Below are 19,772 nucleotides of genomic sequence, written 5' to 3' on the forward strand. Positions count from 1 at the left end.
CTGATCCCTTCCCGAACTCAGAAGTGAAACATCATCGCGCCAATGGTAGTGTGGCTCCGGCCATGTGAGAGTAGGTCATCGTCAGCTCTCTATTCCTGAAAACCCCCTTAGCTTAATTGCTAAGGGGGTTTTCTTTTGGCTGCGGGGTTTATATAAAAAAATATCGCTTGCCTACTCCAATCAATGCTTACTTTACTTATCTGAAGTTGTAGTCAATTTTTTCTAGCCCTTTCATATATCTTTATGAAAGGGTTTTTCTTTATTTAAAAATACTCCTTACTACCTCTGTTTTTCACATCTATAGATTTCAAACCTATCTTTAAAAATTATTTTATTCCAAATAATTTCTCAATTTTCTTCTAATTAATCGCTTAAATAGTAGATCTTTAGTGTGTTTCTTATAGCTAAATGATTGATTTAGATATGGTTACTGAGCAGTATTTAAATTAAATACCCCACATATTGTGTTATTCGTAAGGTGTATATACTATATATAGGTCTCCGCGATTTGGTTTAAGGGGTAGTGATGTTGAATATTGTTGAATATGACATTGTTTTCCAAGAAGTGCCAACAGAGGTTAGCTTAGCGTTGACCGTTGCTGGCTGCCCTTTAATGTGCCGAGGTTGTAGTCGTGCCGACACGTGGAAAAAAGAGAAAGGTACGCCTTTAACTGATGACTTTTTAGCGGGGTTATTGGAATGCTATAAAGGTCTCGTCAGCTGTGTGCTGTTTATGGGTGGTGAATGGCAACCGTCCGCCTTGTTGTCTGCGCTCAAGCAGGTTCGACACTCCGGATTGAAAACGGCACTGTACACAGGCTTGGATGCCATACCGTCCAGTTTGCAAGCAGAGCTAACTTATCTAAAAACAGGACCATGGGTTATGGAGCTTGGAGGTTTAGACACTCCAACCACTAATCAAAGGTTTATCGATTGTACTAACGGTGAAGTATTAAATCATTTGTTTTGGAGGAATTATGAGTAAGTTGAATTCAGAGCAGTTGGGCGATAAATTGTTTTTTATCAAAGATTATATGCGAGCCAATAATGCGGCAGATGGCTCTCATGTCGATGCCAATGCCAACGTGACGGTTAAGAATATCGCCACGTTAGAAAGCGAAATTATGAAAGATTACTTTATTCAGGTTAATCGCAGTCAAGTACAACAGCAGATTCGCACATGTTTTGATGGTCATTTGGCAGATGAGTATTTGCGCCAAATCGAAGCTCATGAAATTTATGTGCATGACGAAACCAGCCTAAAACCTTACTGCGTCTCAGTATCATTATATCCATTTTTGCTGGATGGCCTAAAGAAATTGGGCGGCGAGGCAGGTCCGCCGCAGCACTTAGCGTCGTTTTGTGGCTCCTTCATTAACTTGATATTTGCCATTAGTTCGCAATTTGCGGGCGCAGTGGCGACGGTCGAGTTTCTTGCCTATTTCGATTACTTCGCTCGTAAAGACCATGGCAGTGATTATTTAACCACGCATAAATCATTGATTGAAAACTGTTTCCAGCAGGTGGTTTATTCCATTAACCAACCTGCTGCTGCGCGTGGTTATCAAAGCGCGTTTTGGAATATCTCTTTATACGACGCACATTATTTTGATGCCATGTTTGCCAACTTTGTGTTTCCTGATGGTGAAAGACCATGCTGGGAAACGATTAAACAGCTACAAGCGTATTTTTTAACCTGGTTTAATGAAGAGCGTAAGCGTGCAATTTTAACCTTCCCAGTCGTTACCTGCGCTATGCTAACCGAAAACGGTAAATGTAAAGATGAAGAATATGCCGATATGCTAGCGACCGAGTTGGCAGAAAAAAACAGCTTCTTTATTTATCAAAGCGACAATCCGGATTCTTTAGCCTCTTGTTGTCGTCTACGCAATGAAATCACTGATCACAGTTTCTCTTATACTTTGGGCGCAGGTGGTGTGGCTACTGGTTCCATCAATGTTATTACTCTTAATCTGAAACGTATGATTCAAAATGGGCAAGATTTGGCTGCAGAGGTACAAAAAATTCATAAGTATCAGGTCAGTTATCGTAAGCTGATGGAACAATATCAAGCATCTGGCATGTTGCCCGTTTACGATGCAGGGTTTATTCAACTAGATAAGCAGTTTTTGACGCTCGGTATCAACGGGATGGCAGAAGCTGCGGAGAGTCAAGGCATAGTAGTCGGTAATAATCAGCAATATCATACCTTCGTTAATAATATCCTAAAAACCATTTATGATGAAAATCGTAAAGCTAGCATAGAATATGGTTTGAAGTTCAATACTGAGTTTGTACCCGCAGAAAACTTAGGCGTTAAAAATGCCAAATGGGACAAACGAGATGGCTATGAGGTGCAGCGTGAGTGCTATAACTCTTATCTTTATCTGGTAGAGGATGAAACAACCAATACCTTGGATAAGTTTATGCTGCATGGACGTGAGCTTACGCAGTGGCTAGATGGCGGCTCGGCCTTACATTTGAATTTGGACGAAACTCTCGATAAGCAGCAGTATCGTAAATTGCTTGATATTGCGGCAACCACAGGGTGTCAGTACTTTTGTATTAACGTGCGTATTACCATTTGCAATGAGTGTCAGCATATTGATAAGCGCACCCTTTATCACTGTGAGGCTTGTGGCTCAAACGATGTTGATCATGCCACGCGTATCATTGGCTATTTAAAGCGGGTATCCGCTTTTAGTGAGGGTCGGCGCTTGGAGCATCAGTTACGTCACTATCGCCGTGAACGCCAAGTAGATGTGGCTTAAATCTGCCAATGAGTCATTCTAGGTGATGGGACTGTTATTCAGTGCGACTAGATAGCTGGTTAAAGCAGTAGATTTGCTTTTCTTATGATTAAAAAGCCCGTATTGGCGAACTAATACGGGCTTTAACATTCAAGAGAGTATTTAAATAAACAGCGCTAATGCTTAGCTAATAGCTAAACTTTAAACACCTTCACCAAACTTGCCACTTTGGAAATCAGTAACCGCTTGCATGATTTCTTGCTGACTGTTCATGACAAAAGGACCATATTGCACAATCGGTTCGCGTAGAGGGCGACCTGTGATTAAAATCACTTTGGTATCCTCACTACTATCGGCTGTAATGGTAACGCCATCTGCACTTTCATCATTCTCAAGGATAGCCATAGTCTTAGTTGGCACCGTTTCGCTTGCAATCTCTATGGTACCGCGATAGACAAAAGCAAAAGCATTATGGTCAGCCAGAATCGCCTGACTAAAACTCGTCCCTGCTGGTAGATGGATATCCAAATAAGTCGGCTCAGTGATATCGCGTGTGACCGCGCCTTCAATACCATGCGATTGACCCGCAATTACCGTGACGTCTACGCCATTCTCTGTGGTATATTTTGGCAAATCGTCACTTTGGAAATCTTTATACCAAGGGTCATTCATTTTATCTTTGGCAGGTAGGTTAAGCCAAAGCTGAAAACCTTCCATTGCGCCGTTTTCTTGTTCAGGCAATTCTGAATGAATCACACCGCTCGCCGCCGTCATCCATTGGACGCCGCCATTTTGTAATAGCCCTTCGTTACCGGCGCTGTCGCGGTGGCGCATACGGCCAGTAAGCATATAGGTAATGGTTTCAAAACCGCGATGTGGGTGATTCGGGAAACCGGCAACATAGTCGTCTGGGTTGTCGCTTTTAAAGTTGTCTAACATCAAATACGGGTCAAGACGCTCTTGCAGCTGCTGGGTCAGTACCCGTGTCAGCTTAACCCCAGCACCGTCTTGGGTATCGACGCCAGCATAAAGATGTTCAATTTGGCGCGATTTTTTGACTGTGTCTTTTATATCAGGCGTGACAGTATGATTCATTATCTTATCCTTAAAACTATTTGAATTATCAATATTCATTTAATTATATATAATGATAAACAAATAAATTACAACAGGTAATGTGTATATATCTTAAACTAAGATACGATATTATTAAATAAATATTAACTTAACCTTCACTAAAACAATCTTCCTGTTTCTATTTCCTCGTCAAAATCAAAGCCCAATTGCTCGCCTTTACGCTGTCGCAGCTGCTCGATACGTTGCCGACGTCCTGCTATAAGCCTTAGTACTTCGCGGCGCTGTTCGGTGGTCATATCATGCCATAGCTGGCGCTCAGGACGGCTACGCAGGCAGCCAAAGCAGTAGCCCTTTTTATTGCTTTGGCAAACACCAATGCATGGATTGGCAATCTCGAACAGTTCAAACTGCTGATTCATGGCGGCTCCATCGCTATTACGTTATTCCTTTAACTTGCCCGATTGCTTGTCTCGTCTCATCGTAAATACTATTATGGCGCAAATAGCGAGTAATACTGTGCCATTTTATCGTTACTGTTTTTGTGGCGTCAGTGCTATGCTAAGTTTTGCACCGCCATATACAGCAATCATAACAAAACCAATCAGTGAGATTCTACGTGAATATTATTTATATCCATGGCTTAGACAGTGATGCCAACTCTACAAAAGGCAGGTTGTTGGAGGATTATTGCCAAAAGTATCATCCTGATATTAAGGTATTACGACCAGATTTAAATAAGACCCCTGAGCAAGTTTTTAAGCAAATACTCTTGTTAATTGAACGTTTAGACGGTCAAAATAAAAAGGCGCAAGATAAGCCAAATAAATCTTCTCCTACCGTACTGGTCGGTAGCTCATTGGGCGGTTATTTTTCTACGGTGGTTAGCAATCATACCGGTTGCCTAGCGCTATTATTAAATCCCAGCATCCAGCCCCATATTACTTTGCAGCGGTTTGCCAAAGATTTTGCGCTAAAAAACAATGTTAAAGACGAGGATTTGGGCAAGCAGGTTATTCATTCGACAGCGGGCGGTTGGGATATTACCCAAGCAGATTTACGCTGGTTTGCAGCGCACCAACTATCAACCATTAATTATCCTAATAAAGTTGCTGTCCTCATCAAAGAAGGTGACGAGCTGCTCAATCCTGAACTGTCTAAACAGTTTTATCAAACACAAGGCGCAAGCGTAACGATGCAAACGGGCGGCGATCATCGCTTTAGTGACTTCAATGAGCAATTACCTACGATAATTGAGATGTTGCAGAAACTCGCACGGATTTAAATAGACGACATTATCTGACGTAAGCAAATGAGTATTGACCTTAAGGCTACTATTTTTCGTTATAATGGGTTAATAGAATTAATCGCACATGAATAATTAAGGATGCATTTGTGAGTCAATATAATGCGCAATCGTTAGAAGTTTTAGAAGGGCTGGAGCCTGTCCGCCGTCGCCCTGGAATGTACACCGACACCACGCGCCCCAATCATTTAGCTCAAGAAGTCATTGATAACTCAGTCGACGAAGCGTTGGCGGGCTATGCAAAGACCATCAAGGTGCAGCTGCATAGTGATGGCTCGCTATCGGTCGAAGATGATGGCCGCGGTATGCCAACCGATATCCATCCTGAATTTGGCCAATCAGGGATTGAGCTGATTTTGACCCGTTTGCATGCGGGTGGTAAGTTTTCGACCTCCAATTATGAGGTATCGGGCGGTCTGCATGGTGTGGGTATCTCTGTCGTTAACGCGCTCTCAACGCGAGTTGAAGTAACGGTTTGGCGCGATAGTACGCAGTTCGAGATGGCCTTTGAGAATGGCGCAGCGGTCACCTCTTTAACCGAAACGGTAAGCTCGAATAAACGTAAGCGTGGCACTAGAGTTAAGTTTTGGGCCGATGGTAGTTTTTTTGATACGCCAAAATTCAATGTTAAACAGCTGAAACACAATCTAAAAGCCAAAGCGGTATTAGCCGCTGGTCTGACGATTGAATTTATCGATGATATCAATAATGAAAAAGTCATTTGGCAATTTACCGATGGGGTGGTTGAGTATCTAAACGAGCAGCTAGATGGTTTAGAAACCTTACCAGAAGCACCATTTTATTATAACCATGAGGCCAAAGCTGGTGAGCGCGCTGCTATTACCTTTGCTTTGTCTTGGTTGCCGGATGGTGGCACGCCGATTCAAGAAAGCTATGTCAATCTTATCCCAACCGCGCAGGGTGGTACGCATGTTAATGGCTTACGTACTGGTATTTTAGAGGCCCTACGTGAGTTTTGCGATATCCATAATCTACTGCCTCGTAATGTTAAATTAACGGCCGAAGATGTCTGGGACGGCGTCAATTATATCTTGTCGCTCAAGTTTTCTGAACCGCAGTTTTCTGGTCAAACCAAAGAGCGGCTTTCTAGTCGTGAAGCGGCAGGCGCGGTACAAACACTAGCAAAAGATGCTTTTAGTTTGTGGCTCAATCAACATGCCGATATGGGCACACAGATTGCAGAATTGGCGATTAATAAAGCCGGTCGCCGCCTAAAATCAGCCAAAAAAGTGGCGCGTAAAAAAATCACTCAAGGTCCTGCATTGCCTGGTAAGTTGGCGGATTGTCGCGGTGATTTACGTGACGGCGCAGAGCTGTTTTTAGTCGAAGGGGACTCGGCAGGTGGTAGTGCCAAGCAAGCACGCGACCGTCACTATCAAGCGATATTGCCGCTGCGCGGTAAGATTTTAAATACGTGGGAAGTGTCGTCAGATACGGTATTATCAAGCCAAGAGATTCATGATATTGCCATCGCGATTGGTGTGGATCCAGCGTCGGATGATTTATCTGAGCTGCGCTATGACAAAATATGTATTTTGGCTGATGCTGACTCTGATGGTCTCCATATTGCCACGCTTATCTGTGCGTTGTTTGTTAAGCATTTCCCAGCGTTGGTTGATGCAGGTCATTTATTTGTCGCGATGCCGCCGCTGTACCGCGTCGATGTGGGTAAAGAAGTACATTATGCGTTAGACGAATCTGAGCTTGAGCACATATTGGCCAATGTACCGGGCAATAAAAAAGCCCAAATTACGCGCTTTAAAGGCTTGGGTGAAATGAGTGCCGAACAGCTACGCGAGACCACCATGAATCGCGATACCCGCCGTTTGGTACAGTTAGATATGGACGATATGATATTAACCAATAGTGTCATGGATATGTTGCTCGCCAAAAAACGTGCGTCTGATCGTAAGTCATGGCTTGAGCATAAAGGTAATTTAGCAGTTATCTGATATCAGCAGTGCGTGATGTATCGATATTACTTTTCACTCACTATATATAAGTAGATAAAAAACTAAGCTGGCAGGCGGTAAAAATCTATAAAATTCAATGTAGTAGCAGACGCTTAATGGTATTATAGAGGTATCTTTTACTATATGGTGCCGTCATGACATCAAAATTTTTTAAGCGTTCTAAAGCGGCTGCTTCTAAACCTACGCGCTCAAAAGTACTACCAAGTTTGAGCAAAAAGCAGCTGGGTGATTTAGTACCAAAACGTGGTAATAAGTTTGCGCCAAAGATTGGCTCGGCATTGTTAAAAGCAGTAGGTTGGCGTACCGTTGGCGAGATTCCAAATATCCCGCAGGCGGTGGTTTTGGCGCTGCCGCATACCTCCAACGTCGATGGTATTTATGCGATACCAAGCTTATTTGCTCTAGATTTAAAAATTAGCATCATGGGTAAGCATACGCTGTTTAAAGTGCCGGTGTTTGCACAGCTGTTAAAGTGGATTGGCGTCATTCCTATTGACCGTGGTAATAAAGGTTCGGTGCTGCAGGCGAGTATTGATAAATTTAAAACTGGCAAACCGCTATTTTTAGGCTTAGCGCCAGAAGGGACGCGCCAATATACCAAAGACTGGAAGACTGGCTTTTATTATTTGGCATTAGGTGCCGGCGTGCCGATTTTACCCGTAGCGATGGACTATAAAACCAAAGAAATACGCTTTATGTCGCCCGTCTATCCGACCGGTAATATCGACGTCGATTTGCCAAAAATATATGCGCAGTATCGCGGCGTTGTACCGCGATATCCTGAGCGATTATCGCAGCCACTACAGGATATCAATCATTTAGCTGAGTAACGCTTTTATGATTTTTAATAACGATTGCTATCAAAAAGCCTCTGATACTTGAGCTATCAGAGGCTTTTTAATGTTAAACATTTAAGTTTGCTATTAAGTGGTTCTGGTCGGTGATTGGCTACTAAAAATGCGGTTGTCCATTAGAGGCACTGACTCCGCCATCAACGGGCAAATTAACACCGGTAATCATAGCGGCGTCGTCACTGGCTAAAAAAGTAATGGTCGCGGCAATATCTTCTGGTTTCGCCATACGCTTAAGGGGGCAGCGGTCCAAAAACTTATCAGTTTTGCTGTCGTTGTCTTGAATAGCGGTGGTCATCTCGGTTGCTGTCACGCTTGGATTGACAGCGTTGACGCGCACGCCATCGGCGCCGTGGTCTAGCGCGAGCGTACGCGTTAGGTTGCTGATACCGGCTTTGGCCGCATTATAAGCCGCCATATTCCAGTCGCCACCGACGCCAGACAGCGACGAGACATTGATAATATTGCCTTTACTCGCAATCAAGTGCGGCATGGCAGCCTGACAGACATAAAAAGTGCCATTTAAATTGACATCAATCGCCAATTTCCAATCTTCAGAAGACAGCTCAGTGATTTTCCCTTGCATGGCTTTGCCGGCATTGTTTACCAAGACATCAATTTTGCCAAATTTATCGACGACTCTTTTCATCATTTCTTGTACTTGAGCCTCTACGCTGATATCACAGACGACGGTCAAAAAATTATCAGTATGAATCCAAGTGCGATCTTGTGGGAACGCTTTTGCTGTTTCCTCTAGGGTGGCAGCGGTGCGTCCGACTAACACCACATTGGCGCCTTCTTGAGCAAAACGAATGGCGGTTGCGCGGCCGATACCTGAACCTGCGCCTGTGACGATGACGGTTTTTTCTTTAAAGCGTTTCATGATGTTCAGTCCTTGTTATCATACGAGTGTTATTATATAAATGAAAATATTAAGCAAGCCAAATGCGATGGCAATTTATAGCCCAGTAAACGCGGTGCAAAGCTGCTAGCTTTTATGTCATCATAACAACTCACTGCGATGAATGCGACTAGGTATAATAGCGTTTATGTTGTTCAATTTATCGCTAAAAGTTATGACAAGGTATACATTGCTATATTTATTTAATAAGAAAAGGTTGCGGCTGTGTCCAATTTGACTACGGTGATATCTGATAAAGGCTATCTTGGCGATGAGTTAGCCTGTTACCTGCAATCTGAAGTATTAGAGATTGTATTGCCTGCTGTTCAAGCGCTTGTTACTAGCTATAACGGTCAATATAAGGTGCAAAAATATGACTATCAATTGCCCCTAGGTCAGTTGCAGCTATTAAATCTAAGCATTTATTTACCTGAGGATATAGGTGCAGGATATATTGAAAACGTACGTAAAACGGCTATTGAATCGATTTCGGCATGGCGCAACGGCTATTTAACTAGGTACAAAGATAAGATAGATGCGACGACCTATGTTGTGGTTTTTGATATTCAATTTAGAAACATTTATCAGAACACAAGTAAACGTGTAAAAAATAACCTTATTGGCAATGGGTTTATAGACGGTTTAAGTTCAGAAATACATGCAAGCGAACCGCCATTACAGGTGTTTGGCTGGCATGATTGGCAATTGATATTAAGGGCATTACATACGCCATGCGAGCTATGGCGATTTTTACAATATCGTTTAGGGCAGTGGCAACATACTGATAATAGCCGTATAGATAGTCTTAAGTCTGAAGAGGCGATGATTGCTGATTTCCTAAATGACCCTGCCGTATTTGCGCAAGCTATCGCTATAGACAACGCACTGATTAAATATAAGATGCAAGATAAGCCAAATTCCGCTTTGATAGCAATAGCGCTAGCGCAAAAAAGTCAGAGTACCACCAGCCAAATGTATCAGCAGCATATGGCGCAAGCGGCTGTGTTATGGTCGCAAATGATTGGCCAAATGTTAAAGCGGTATAGCGATAATGGGCAAAAAAAGAATAAGCAAGATTTCTCGGCAATAAATCTTGCTTATTGGCAGCAGCAAATACTCGATGAGTCTTTATTTTCACGGCATGAGCTGATTCGTACTTTGTATCGCCATCCCAAACAACAACAGCAATTACGAGAACAAGGCTATGTCGTCCATCAACATTCCTATGAGTCTTTAGGTCGGCACTATATGCTGATATTTTATGGGCAAGATGCTAAAGGGCAACATAGTAAACAAACCATTCAACCAAATCTTGCGAAAATCGCTTTGGATGTGGCCACGCGCTTACCGATAGCGGAGCTGCATCACGTGATTGTACTCGGTATAGATTTCATTGAGGAGGCAAATGACACCTTCATTGATATCGATTTATGGATACAACCAGTTGCTCCCATGAGCCAACGCGAGCGCCAGCTAACCAAGAAAATACAGCAGCTGCAACAGCAAAATCTAAACCGATAGTGGGAGCAGAACCAAACATAAAATGCGCTTTGTTCTAGCTATAGTCAAAATATCCTAAAAACGCTAAGGTATTGCTGATATCAATTTTTCTTGCTTGCTGTGCCTGCGCAGACAGAGACTACAAAAAATTGATATCAGCAGTGCGTGATGTATCGATATTACTTTTCACTCACCATACCTCGTTAGAAATATTTATAAACGCGTATAAAAAAAGACAGCCTAGGCTGTCTTTTTTGTACTTAAAATATAATCACTGCTTATTTATTATTGGTATCGTCATATAAACCGCTACCAGGCAGGATGTTATTGTTAGCAATATCATCATCAGTGATACTACCATCGTTAACGTTGTTATTTACGTTAGTATTGGCAGTATTGTTGATGTCAGAAGTATTGATAGTGTCCGTATTCACCCGTGTTGTATCAACGATATCGGTATGAATATCAGGAGTTGATGTAGTCGCAGGCTTAGCCGTTGGCGTATTCTCACGCACTGACGCGGCAACTTTATCTTGCGTCGATGAGTTAGGTGTTAGAGCAGATTTCGCTTTTGCTTCGTCACGTTCTCTGTCCATCTTATCTTGCATTTTACGGAGGAAGCGAGCAGCTGCTTCTTGACCGCCAAGACCAAATGATAGGGCAAATGCAACCGCAACCGCACCTAAGGTTAGACCGAATGCTAAGTTAACGATAGAATCAGCGATACCCATCGCTTTTAGACCCATTGCCAATACTAGGCCCATGATTAAGACACGTACAATGTTTGCTAAGAACTGTGAACCTTGTTCAGAGCGCTCAACGACACCAGCGATGATGTTGGCAAGCCAAAAACCAATGAACAGAATGATTGCGCCTAAAATAATATTGGCACCAAAAGCAATAAACATAGCGATGATGGCTGAGATAGGTTCGAAACCTAATAGATCAGCGGCAGCGATAGCAGCAAATAACATGGCAAAGAAGATAATCGCATAACTGACAAGATCAGAAATCTTCTTATCACCCATGGTTTCTTGCAGACCAACTTTCGCAGGTAATTGGTTGATTTGAGTATTTTCGATCAAACCTTTGATGATGTTAGCGACCATACGTACTACATAGAAGGTCACGATTAAAATCGCTGCTGCCATAAATATATTTGGCAACGCTTCCATGATTTTGTTCAGCATGTTAGTTGCAGGGCGCGCAATCACATCGATTTTTAGCGCATTTAAAGCAGCAATAATCGTTGGGATGATAACCACTAAAAACGCTAATGAACCTGCGATATTAGGCAAGCTGTTTTGTTCGCTTAGACCTGCTTTTGATGCAAGCTTCTGTACATCGAAAGTAGAAACTAAGTTGGTGACAATGCCGCGTACGACTTTGGCGATGATATAACCCACCACGAAGACCACACCAGCAATAAGAATATTAGGAATAAAGCTAAAGATTTTATCAACCATATTGGTCAATGGCGCAAATAAACCATCAAGCTCTAACTGACCAAGTACCATGGTCAATACAACCAAAAGGATGAACCAGTAAACCATATCAGCAATGGTGCTGCTCATTGGTTTTACGCCTGCCTTGGCACTTAAACGCTCATCCATTGAGGTTTTTGCTAATGCTGCGTTAATGGCAGTACGCGCAACGGTCGCAATGACCCAACCAATCACACCAACAGCAATCGCGGCGATAAGGTTTGGAATAAAGGTCAAGACTTGATTGACCATATTAGCGAATGGCGCTGAGATAGAATTTAGATTCAGCTGACTTAACGCGCCTGAAATCGCAATGATGAAAATAAACCAAAAGACGATTTTTGAGATAATGCCTTCTAAATCGTAGCTTTTACCGGTTGAAGAATTCATGCGTTGGTTAAGATTTACTTTTGACAACACACCACGTACAAGGGCAGCGATACCCAGTGCCACAAGCCAACCAATGATAAAAATTAAAATAGCGCCGATGATGGAACCAATAGGGCCACCCAGATAACCGTTGAACGATGTATACATTGGATTCATCCTGTCCTCCTTTAATGATCATGCATTCCTTATCGAATAATCACTGCTCTACAATATAAGCCTGATTATTGGTAACGAACCCATACCTAATTATTAATATTTTTAATTGATATTATTCAAGAAGTGTTTTTTATAAGACCCTAACTAACATTCTGTGCAGATTGTTAACAAAATCTACGTTCTGTTACTTCTTACCTTAACCAATTTAGCTTAGCTGATGTAATGAGGTATTTAAAGACAGAAAGCTTAACGGCTTACTATAGTTGTGTGATAAGTTGTTAATTTGGCGGCAGATATTAACACAGACTGTACATTTGACCGATAATTTCAAGGGAATCGTAGCTCCTAAAACTAAGATTTGCTATGATAGAACAATGTGACATCTCGCCACTATCCTTACAATTTGAGAGTATTCTATGAAAAAAATTACTACCTTAAGCATTAGTGCCCTTGCTAGTGCGATGTTATTAGTTACCGGCTGTAATGCTAGTAATGGCAATAAAGAAAGCGCCAGCAAAAGCGTTTCAGTGACTGAAAAAAGCCCAGCCAATGAAAAAGTGGGTTACAGCTTGGGTTATATGATGGCAGAAGGTAATAAAGAAGCGGTCGGCGATCTGAACCTTAATACCTTTGAAAAAGGCTTCCGCGACGGCTATGAAGGTAAAGATTCAGCATTGACGCAAGAGCAAATGCAAGAAGTGTTGATGACTTATCAAAAAGAACAAGAAGAAAAGTTCGTCAAAGAGATGGAAGGCAAAGCTGAAGATAACAAAACCAAAGGTGCGGCATTCTTAGCAGAAAATGGTAAAAAAGAAGGCGTGAAAACCACCGCTTCTGGTTTGCAATATAAAGTATTGACCGCTGGTACTGGCAAATCACCAAAAGCGACTGACGTGGTCGAAGTCAACTACGAAGGTAAATTGCTTGACGGTACGGTATTTGACAGCTCTTATGAGCGCGGTGAGCCGATTGAATTTCCATTAAACCAAGTCATCGCTGGCTGGACAGAAGGCCTACAGTTGATGAAAGAGGGTGGCAAATACGAATTTTATATTCCATCTGATATCGCTTATGGCGAAGCAGGTAATGCGGGTATCGAGCCTAACAGCACGCTTATCTTTACCGTTGAGCTATTAAAAGTAAAATAAGGCGTTATTAGTTTTTTTATCCCTTTAGTTTAAAGCGGTTAAAAACAATAAAAAAGCCCTCTTAGTGTATGAGGGCTTTTTGCTGTACGCTAATTCGGCCAGTCGATGATTAATCGCTAATTACTTATAGTGTTTTTAAATTAAAGTGTTTTTTGGAACACTTTAGAATTGCGACCGTTATTATATTTTTCACGGCGCGCCTCCGGTAGAGTAGTAGCAGCAACTTCCGCAAAACCTTGCTCGACAAACCAATGTGCAGTACGAGTGGTCAGGACGAACAACTTATGCAAACCATGGCTGCGCGCTTGTTGCTCCAAAAACGCCAGCAGGTCAGCACCGCGGTTGCCACTACGATATTCAGGATGCACCGCCACACAAGCGACTTCGGCTGAATCTGCATCCAGTGGATAAAGCGCGGCACAACCCAAAATCATACCATCACGCTCAATGACGCTATAGTGATCAATTTCTTGTTCTAAGCGCTCGCGCGAGCGGCTGACCAAGATACCTTGTTGTTCTAGCGGGGTTAGTAGTTCAAGCAGTCCAACCACATCGTCGATATCAGCACGGCGAATCTCTTCATACGGGTCATGGCTAATCAAGGTGCCAGAACCATCACGGGTAAACAGCTCTTCGAGTAACGCGCCATTTTTGGCATAAGAGATGATATGGGTGCGATGTACGCCTTGACGGCAGGCATTACTGGCACAGCTTAAGAAGTAATTAATCTCGCAATTCAGATCACGATCGCGTAAAAAGCGGTCGACTTCATTTGGAATCATCTCACGTAATAAACGGTCTTCATGATTGATGCCGGCTTCTTCGCCTAAGAATATCAGCTTATCAGCACCGAGCGCCACAGCCGCACTAAGCGCGACATCTTCTGCCAATAAATTGAAAACTTCACCAGTCGCTGAATAACCCATTGACCCCAAAATCACAATATGGTCGTGTAACAGGTTGTTTTTAATGGCTTCGACATCGATTGAGCGCACTTCACCGGTCATCTGATAATCAACGCCATCACGTATTCCATAAGGACGCGCGGTGACAAAGTTGCCCGAAACCGCGTCAATGCGCGAGCCATACATGGGTGAGTTTGCTAAGCCCATCGATAGTTGGGCTTCGATTTGCAAACGAATCGCACCAACCGCTTGTAAGATAGCGGGCATAGCAACGCGCGGGGTCACGCGAATATCTTTATGCAAGGGGGAGGTAATCTGGGCGTCTTTCAAGTTTTTTTCGATTTGCGGTCGCGCGCCGTGTACCAGTACCAGTTTGATACCTAGACTGTGCAATAAAGCAAAGTCGTGAATCAAGGTACTAAAATTGGGATGATTGACCGCCTCACCGCCAAACATAATCACGAAAGTCTTACCGCGATGGGTGTTAATGTAAGGGGCAGAGTTGCGGAACCAGTGTACGTATTCAGGATTAATTTGTGGCATGGCGCTAGTAGTCATAATGGGTGCAATAGTTGTTAGAATAAGAAAAAGAGCATGACAGCAAAAGCGTGTCGCTAATGAATTACCATAGCAAAAAACACCGTTATGAGCTATCTTTTATTTTAGCCACTGTCATGAATCTTGGTAGCAAATAGATGATATACACAACCTCAACACGGGATTAGTGTACCGCCAAACGCTTTTTGTTATGCTAAGCGCTATTGCTTTAGCACCAGCTTACGCAGATAATTGATAAAAATAACCATGTTGTTGACCGACGCTTTATCAACAAATTGTTTTACCGCTATACTGTTTTACCGATACATTAACTAGGGATAATGAATGTCATGAAGAAAAGTAACCATTTTGCAAATCCATTCAGTGCGTGGAGCGGCCACCGCTTATTTCATGTTGTCGCTGGTACGCTCGTTGGCGTGATGGCAGTGACGCAGGCTTCAGCAATGTTGCCAACGCCAGAGCAAGCCGTTGATAATTCAGTGGCAATCGAGTCAAATGCCAACCCAGCCAGCACTTCAACGGCGCAAGCGGTCAATAGCAAAATCACCGCCTCATTGATTAGTGTTGATGCAAATGGTCAAGAAGTGCTGGTGCCAGTCAATGCCAATACGCGCCTGCAGTCAGGAAATGTCTTAGAATATCAAGGCTACTTTACCAATACCAATGCTGATCGCGTACGTAAAATGACTGTCACTATGAGTATTCCTGAGCAAGTAGAGTTGCTACGTGCCGTTTCTCCTGACTTCCCTTATGGTAGTGCTGACGGCAACACCTTTGCCCGTATGCCATTACGCGGTAAGGTTGATAATCAATTGCAAGAAATCCCGTTAAAATACTATAAAGCGGTACGTTGGGATTTAGAAGGCGTTGGTTTGAATGATACCGTTGTGGTTAAATATCGTGCACGCGTTAAATAAGTTGGTTTTTTGATATTTATCTAATGCTTGCCGAATCGAAAAGCACCACAGTCTAAGGTCTAGGCTGTGGTGCTTTTTTTATAAACAACTTACTAACTCAGATTTGGTAAAATGGCTTTTACCAGCTGAATGTGCTTTTGAAATTAAAGCGTGGCATATTTACTTGGCAGCTTTTCTACAAGACCTTTTTCTTGCTGGGCTTTGTCTTTCATAAGCTGTTTAATGGCGGCAATCTGCGGGGTAGTGGCTTGCATGCCAGCCGTCATTAGCGCGCGTCGTTGACTGGTATCTAGCGAGCTAATATGACCGATATCGGGGATAATGATAATATCAGCGCGCTCACGTTCACGGCGCATTGCTGTCGAACGCTTGGTGTTTGATTGACTGGAATCAGTGACAGATGCGGTGGCATTTGCGACAAAACTGCTCTCAAGAAAGCCCCAAAAACTGCTTAATGAATTGATAGACGGTATTTTATTATTAGCGGGACTATTAGCATTCGCCGCCGTCACATCAACGGCGATGATAATATCGGCCCCTAAATCACGGGCGGTGTCGACTGGTACTAAGCTGACCACGCCACCATCGACATATTTTTTACCAATCTTTTCAGGAATGCGCGGCGCGATAAAAATATTGGGTACGCTGCACGATGCTTGTACTGCAAGTCCAGCATCGCCGCTGCTAAAAACGGCCTTTTTTAGCGTGTGTTTTTCGGCAGCAACCGCGGCAAAAGATATTGGAAAATTTTCTATAGCGCGTCCGCCAACTTTTGCATTAATAAAATTTTTAAGCTTAATACCTTCGATAAAGCCTTGGTTTGATAAGGTGAAATCTGTCAATTCGCTATCAGAAGTATTTAACGCCAATTGTTCAAGCTGTTTGGCGTTATAACCACTGGCATATAAGCTGCCAATTAGACTGCCAATACTGGTACCGACCACTAGCGTTGGCGTGATACCGTTTTCTTCTAAGGCTTTAATCACGCCAATATGAGCAAAGCCCTTGGCACCGCCGCCGCCTAAGACTAAGGCGACCTTTGGCTGCTTGTTTAAAGGAGCGACGGTTTCAATAACTGGCGGCAAACTTTGGCAAGCACTAATAAACACGCCCAATATGCCAAGCATACTAAATCGCAGCAAGCGTGCTAAATGACGATAGCCATTATAATGAGTAGATAAAAACATACGCGAAAATCACCATAGAGCAATAAAGAGGTATACGATAAGCCATTCATCAGTCGCTTAGTGAGAAATCAGCTAGACGCCATATCGTTAAATAGCTTAGCATAGGTAAGTCGCTTGTCAGTTATAATCATCATGATTAAATATTTTATAGAGGTTGATGATTATAGCTTTTATAAGACCAAATATACGTTAAATCATAACCATCATTAGGATTATTGATGCCCACATCGGTTAGCCGCACTCCTACCTTGAACTCAGCAGACACTATAAGGCCTGAGATGCCCGTTTCCGCGCTTGATATGCCGGTGACGGCACTGGCGGGCGTGGGGCCAAAAGTGGCGGAGCAGTTGTCCCAGTTAGGTATCGAGCGCATTTTTGATTTGCTGTTGCATCTACCGCGTGATTATGAAGATCGTAGCCGATTGGTATCGATAGCTGATGTGGCGCATGGGCAAGCCGCTTTGATTACTGGGCGGGTGGTGCATGTCGATACCAAGCGCAGTGGTATGACCGTGATGGTCGATGATGATACTGGCACGATATCGCTGCGTTTTTTTAAGGTCTATCGTGGCCTTGCGCAAACGATGAGTCTCGGCACACAGCTACAATTATTTGGCGAAGTAAAGGTCAGTCGTTACGGTAAGCAGATACATCATCCTGAATATCAAGTGATCAGTAGCAATGAAGCCATCGTCAATACAGGGTTACAGCCGATTTATCCAAGTGTTAAAGGCTTGCATCAAAATAAGCAGCGCACGCTAATTAAGCTTGCGCTGCAAACGGTGCGCACCCAAGGTCTACCCATGACCTTGTTTACGCCTGCCGACTTTGCGGTGGTTGCTGATTTACCGTTAGCGCCTTTTGAGCCTGCTAAATTGGCAATGGCAGAAGATGATTTTCCAGACGATATATTCTCAACCCTTGCGCGCCGTGTGCCTGACAATTCAATAAGCAATATTGGCAACGCAACTGCAGTTAATGACATGGCTAATCAAAACGTTTATAACCTAACGATATTTGAAGCCTTAGTATTGCTGCATACGCCGCCAACTTATACCGATGCAGGACGACAATATCAGCTGCTTACGCAACTAAGCGCCCGCACTCATGCTGCCTGTCAGCGATTAATCATTGAAGAATTAACCGCGCATCAACTGAGCCTACTATATCGCCGTCAGCAATTGCATCAGCATAAAGCGCCTAAATGTACGATGAGTAGCCCGCTTGCCGATAAGCTATTTGCCGCATTGCCGTTTGATTTAACCAGCGCGCAGCAACGCGTCATGAAAGACATCACGGCTGATATGGCGACTTCTATTCCGATGCTCCGACTGGTACAAGGAGATGTTGGCGCAGGCAAAACTTTGGTCGCGGCGGGGGCGGCGGGCTATGCGCTCGATAGTGGCTGGCAGGTTGCGGTCATGGCACCAACAGAAATCTTAGCAGAACAGCATTTGGTCAATTTTAAAAACTGGTTTGAGCCGTTAGGGGTCGGCGTTGGCTGGCTTGCTGGCAAACAAACCGCCAAGCAGCGCCGTGAAGCGTTAGAAGCGGTGGCAGAAAATACGGTGCAAATAGTAGTTGGTACGCATGCCTTATTTCAAGAGCAGGTACAGTTTGCTAAACTAGGCTTAGTCATCATCGATGAACAGCACCGCTTTGGCGTTGAGCAGCGTATGGCCCTGACCAATAAGGGCGTGGCCAATAGCACCCCGCATCAGCTCATTATGACGGCAACCCCGATTCCGCGTACGCTGGCGATGAGCGTTTATGGTGATATGGATACATCTATCATTGATGAGCTGCCTCCGGGGCGTACGCCAATTACCACGGTGACGATTGACCGTAACCGCCGCGACGAAGTCATTGAGCGTATTGCGGTCAATTGTGAAGCGGGCAGACAGGCGTATTGGGTTTGCTCATTGGTAGAAGAATCAAGCGTGCTCGATGCGCAGGCAGCAGAAGCGACTTATGAGGACTTAAATGAGCGCTTAGATATTCGCATTGGCTTGGTACATGGCAAAATGAAGTCTGCTGACAAACAAGCCATCATGCAAGAGTTTAAAGCGGGTAACTTAGATTTATTGATTGCCACAACGGTCATCGAAGTGGGCGTTGATGTACCTAATGCGTCGTTAATGGTCATCGAAAACGCCGAACGTTTGGGTTTATCGCAACTACATCAGTTGCGCGGGCGGGTTGGGCGTGGTTCGACCAAAAGCTTCTGCGTACTGTTATATCAAAAGCCGTTATCAGAGACGGGTACGGAGCGCTTAAATGTGCTGCGTGACAGCACCGACGGTTTTGTGATTGCGCAAAAAGACTTGGAGCTACGCGGCCCCGGTGAGCTGTTAGGCAAACGTCAAACCGGTAACGTCGGTTATTATTTGGCCGACCTTATCCGCGATGAGCAACTATTTGCCATTGCGCAGCGCCTAGCGAAACATCTTATCTCTGACCCAACACGTAAAGCGGACGTCAGCCAACTTATCCATCGCTGGATGCCAGAAGCCAGTCGCTATACCAATGCTTAATAATTAACGCTTGCTTAGTAACTGAGCCAATTCTCTGTCATCAACTCTCCTAAAAAAGCCATTATTTTTTTAAAGATAATGGCTTTTTCTTATGGGTTTTATAAGCTATTTATTAGC

General features: G+C 43.6%; 15 protein-coding genes and 1 rRNA gene. 10 read left to right on the top strand and 6 right to left on the bottom strand.

What is annotated here, in order from left to right:
- The 3 genes from rrf to nrdD form a co-directional block, all read left to right on the top strand.
- Positions 1-87: ribosomal RNA gene (rrf, locus tag JFC07_RS13390) — 5S ribosomal RNA — on the top strand; the annotation flags it as partial.
- A gap of 439 nt (positions 88-526) precedes the next feature.
- Complete coding sequence (nrdG, locus tag JFC07_RS10350; protein ID WP_193030918.1) at positions 527-985, top strand: anaerobic ribonucleoside-triphosphate reductase activating protein; 459 nt, start codon at positions 527-529, stop codon at positions 983-985.
- A complete protein-coding gene (gene nrdD, locus JFC07_RS10355) occupies positions 978-2,771 on the top strand; it encodes an anaerobic ribonucleoside-triphosphate reductase (RefSeq protein ID WP_193030916.1) in 1,794 nt (597 codons plus the stop codon). The genes nrdG and nrdD overlap by 8 nt, the downstream gene beginning before the upstream one ends.
- A gap of 180 nt (positions 2,772-2,951) precedes the next feature.
- Here nrdD and JFC07_RS10360 read toward each other — a convergent pair whose 3' ends face one another.
- Both JFC07_RS10360 and JFC07_RS10365 read right to left on the bottom strand, forming a co-directional pair.
- Entirely contained in the window at positions 2,952-3,845 is an 894-nt protein-coding gene (locus JFC07_RS10360; RefSeq protein ID WP_193030914.1) for a pirin family protein, read from the bottom strand.
- 140 nt (positions 3,846-3,985) lie between these two features.
- On the bottom strand, positions 3,986-4,246 hold the full coding sequence (locus JFC07_RS10365) for a DUF1289 domain-containing protein (protein ID WP_193030912.1): 261 nt from the start codon (positions 4,244-4,246) through the stop codon (positions 3,986-3,988).
- 197 nt (positions 4,247-4,443) lie between these two features.
- Between JFC07_RS10365 and JFC07_RS10370 the strand changes: the two genes are divergently transcribed.
- The 3 genes from JFC07_RS10370 to JFC07_RS10380 all read left to right on the top strand — a co-directional run bounded on the left by JFC07_RS10370 (position 4,444) and on the right by JFC07_RS10380 (position 7,954).
- Positions 4,444-5,109 carry a YqiA/YcfP family alpha/beta fold hydrolase gene (locus tag JFC07_RS10370; RefSeq protein ID WP_193030910.1) on the top strand — a complete coding sequence of 222 codons (666 nt, stop codon included), beginning with the start codon at positions 4,444-4,446 and terminating at the stop codon, positions 5,107-5,109.
- Positions 5,110-5,219: 110 nt separating this feature from the next.
- Positions 5,220-7,103, top strand: coding sequence for a DNA topoisomerase IV subunit B (gene parE / locus JFC07_RS10375; RefSeq protein WP_193030908.1), 1,884 nt, complete (start codon positions 5,220-5,222; stop codon positions 7,101-7,103).
- A gap of 155 nt (positions 7,104-7,258) precedes the next feature.
- Positions 7,259-7,954 (top strand): lysophospholipid acyltransferase family protein, encoded by a 696-nt coding sequence (locus JFC07_RS10380; protein ID WP_193030906.1) that lies wholly within the window; start codon positions 7,259-7,261, stop codon positions 7,952-7,954.
- Between the two features lie 121 nt (positions 7,955-8,075).
- Here JFC07_RS10380 and JFC07_RS10385 read toward each other — a convergent pair whose 3' ends face one another.
- The gene (locus JFC07_RS10385) at positions 8,076-8,858 is read right to left on the bottom strand and encodes a meso-2,3-butanediol dehydrogenase (protein WP_191692316.1); all 783 of its coding nucleotides are present in this window, start codon (positions 8,856-8,858) and stop codon (positions 8,076-8,078) included.
- A 243-nt stretch (positions 8,859-9,101) separates the two neighbouring features.
- Between JFC07_RS10385 and JFC07_RS10390 the strand changes: the two genes are divergently transcribed.
- Positions 9,102-10,397, top strand: a complete 1,296-nt coding sequence (locus JFC07_RS10390) for a hypothetical protein (protein WP_193030904.1) — start codon at positions 9,102-9,104, stop codon at positions 10,395-10,397.
- A 257-nt stretch (positions 10,398-10,654) separates the two neighbouring features.
- Here JFC07_RS10390 and JFC07_RS10395 read toward each other — a convergent pair whose 3' ends face one another.
- The gene (locus tag JFC07_RS10395) at positions 10,655-12,406 is read right to left on the bottom strand and encodes a mechanosensitive ion channel (RefSeq protein ID WP_144298018.1); all 1,752 of its coding nucleotides are present in this window, start codon (positions 12,404-12,406) and stop codon (positions 10,655-10,657) included.
- Between the two features lie 416 nt (positions 12,407-12,822).
- Between JFC07_RS10395 and JFC07_RS10400 the strand changes: the two genes are divergently transcribed.
- Entirely contained in the window at positions 12,823-13,554 is a 732-nt protein-coding gene (locus tag JFC07_RS10400; RefSeq protein WP_193030902.1) for a BamJ family beta-barrel-assembly machinery protein, read from the top strand.
- Between the two features lie 140 nt (positions 13,555-13,694).
- On the opposite strand, the gene argA is transcribed toward JFC07_RS10400, so the two are convergent.
- Positions 13,695-15,017, bottom strand: coding sequence for an amino-acid N-acetyltransferase (argA, locus tag JFC07_RS10405; RefSeq protein WP_193030900.1), 1,323 nt, complete (start codon positions 15,015-15,017; stop codon positions 13,695-13,697).
- Between the two features lie 329 nt (positions 15,018-15,346).
- Here argA and JFC07_RS10410 point away from each other — a divergent pair, with 329 nt between their 5' ends.
- On the top strand, positions 15,347-15,934 hold the full coding sequence (locus JFC07_RS10410) for a hypothetical protein (RefSeq protein WP_193030898.1): 588 nt from the start codon (positions 15,347-15,349) through the stop codon (positions 15,932-15,934).
- 143 nt (positions 15,935-16,077) lie between these two features.
- On the opposite strand, the gene JFC07_RS10415 is transcribed toward JFC07_RS10410, so the two are convergent.
- Positions 16,078-17,121, bottom strand: coding sequence for a patatin-like phospholipase family protein (locus JFC07_RS10415; RefSeq protein ID WP_198328997.1), 1,044 nt, complete (start codon positions 17,119-17,121; stop codon positions 16,078-16,080).
- Positions 17,122-17,339: 218 nt separating this feature from the next.
- Between JFC07_RS10415 and recG the strand changes: the two genes are divergently transcribed.
- Positions 17,340-19,655, top strand: a complete 2,316-nt coding sequence (recG, locus tag JFC07_RS10420) for an ATP-dependent DNA helicase RecG (RefSeq protein WP_198328998.1) — start codon at positions 17,340-17,342, stop codon at positions 19,653-19,655.
- The last annotated feature ends 117 nt before the right edge of the window (positions 19,656-19,772 follow it).

It is taken from the genome of Psychrobacter faecalis, from assembly GCF_016107575.1.
In the GTDB taxonomy this organism is placed as follows: domain Bacteria; phylum Pseudomonadota; class Gammaproteobacteria; order Pseudomonadales; family Moraxellaceae; genus Psychrobacter; species Psychrobacter faecalis.

Excerpts from the sequence above, each read along its gene's own strand:
- nrdG (WP_193030918.1), top strand. The coding sequence starts at position 527 with ATGTTGAATATTGTTGAATATGACATTGTTTTCCAAGAAGTGCCAACA.
- nrdD (WP_193030916.1), top strand. The coding sequence starts at position 978 with ATGAGTAAGTTGAATTCAGAGCAGTTGGGCGATAAATTGTTTTTTATC.
- JFC07_RS10360 (WP_193030914.1), bottom strand. The coding sequence starts at position 3,845 with ATGAATCATACTGTCACGCCTGATATAAAAGACACAGTCAAAAAATCG.
- JFC07_RS10365 (WP_193030912.1), bottom strand. The coding sequence starts at position 4,246 with ATGAATCAGCAGTTTGAACTGTTCGAGATTGCCAATCCATGCATTGGT.
- JFC07_RS10380 (WP_193030906.1), top strand. The coding sequence starts at position 7,259 with ATGACATCAAAATTTTTTAAGCGTTCTAAAGCGGCTGCTTCTAAACCT.
- JFC07_RS10385 (WP_191692316.1), bottom strand. The coding sequence starts at position 8,858 with ATGAAACGCTTTAAAGAAAAAACCGTCATCGTCACAGGCGCAGGTTCA.
- JFC07_RS10395 (WP_144298018.1), bottom strand. The coding sequence starts at position 12,406 with ATGAATCCAATGTATACATCGTTCAACGGTTATCTGGGTGGCCCTATT.
- JFC07_RS10400 (WP_193030902.1), top strand. The coding sequence starts at position 12,823 with ATGAAAAAAATTACTACCTTAAGCATTAGTGCCCTTGCTAGTGCGATG.
- argA (WP_193030900.1), bottom strand. The coding sequence starts at position 15,017 with ATGACTACTAGCGCCATGCCACAAATTAATCCTGAATACGTACACTGG.
- JFC07_RS10410 (WP_193030898.1), top strand. The coding sequence starts at position 15,347 with ATGAAGAAAAGTAACCATTTTGCAAATCCATTCAGTGCGTGGAGCGGC.
- JFC07_RS10415 (WP_198328997.1), bottom strand. The coding sequence starts at position 17,121 with ATGTTTTTATCTACTCATTATAATGGCTATCGTCATTTAGCACGCTTG.
- recG (WP_198328998.1), top strand. The coding sequence starts at position 17,340 with ATGCCCACATCGGTTAGCCGCACTCCTACCTTGAACTCAGCAGACACT.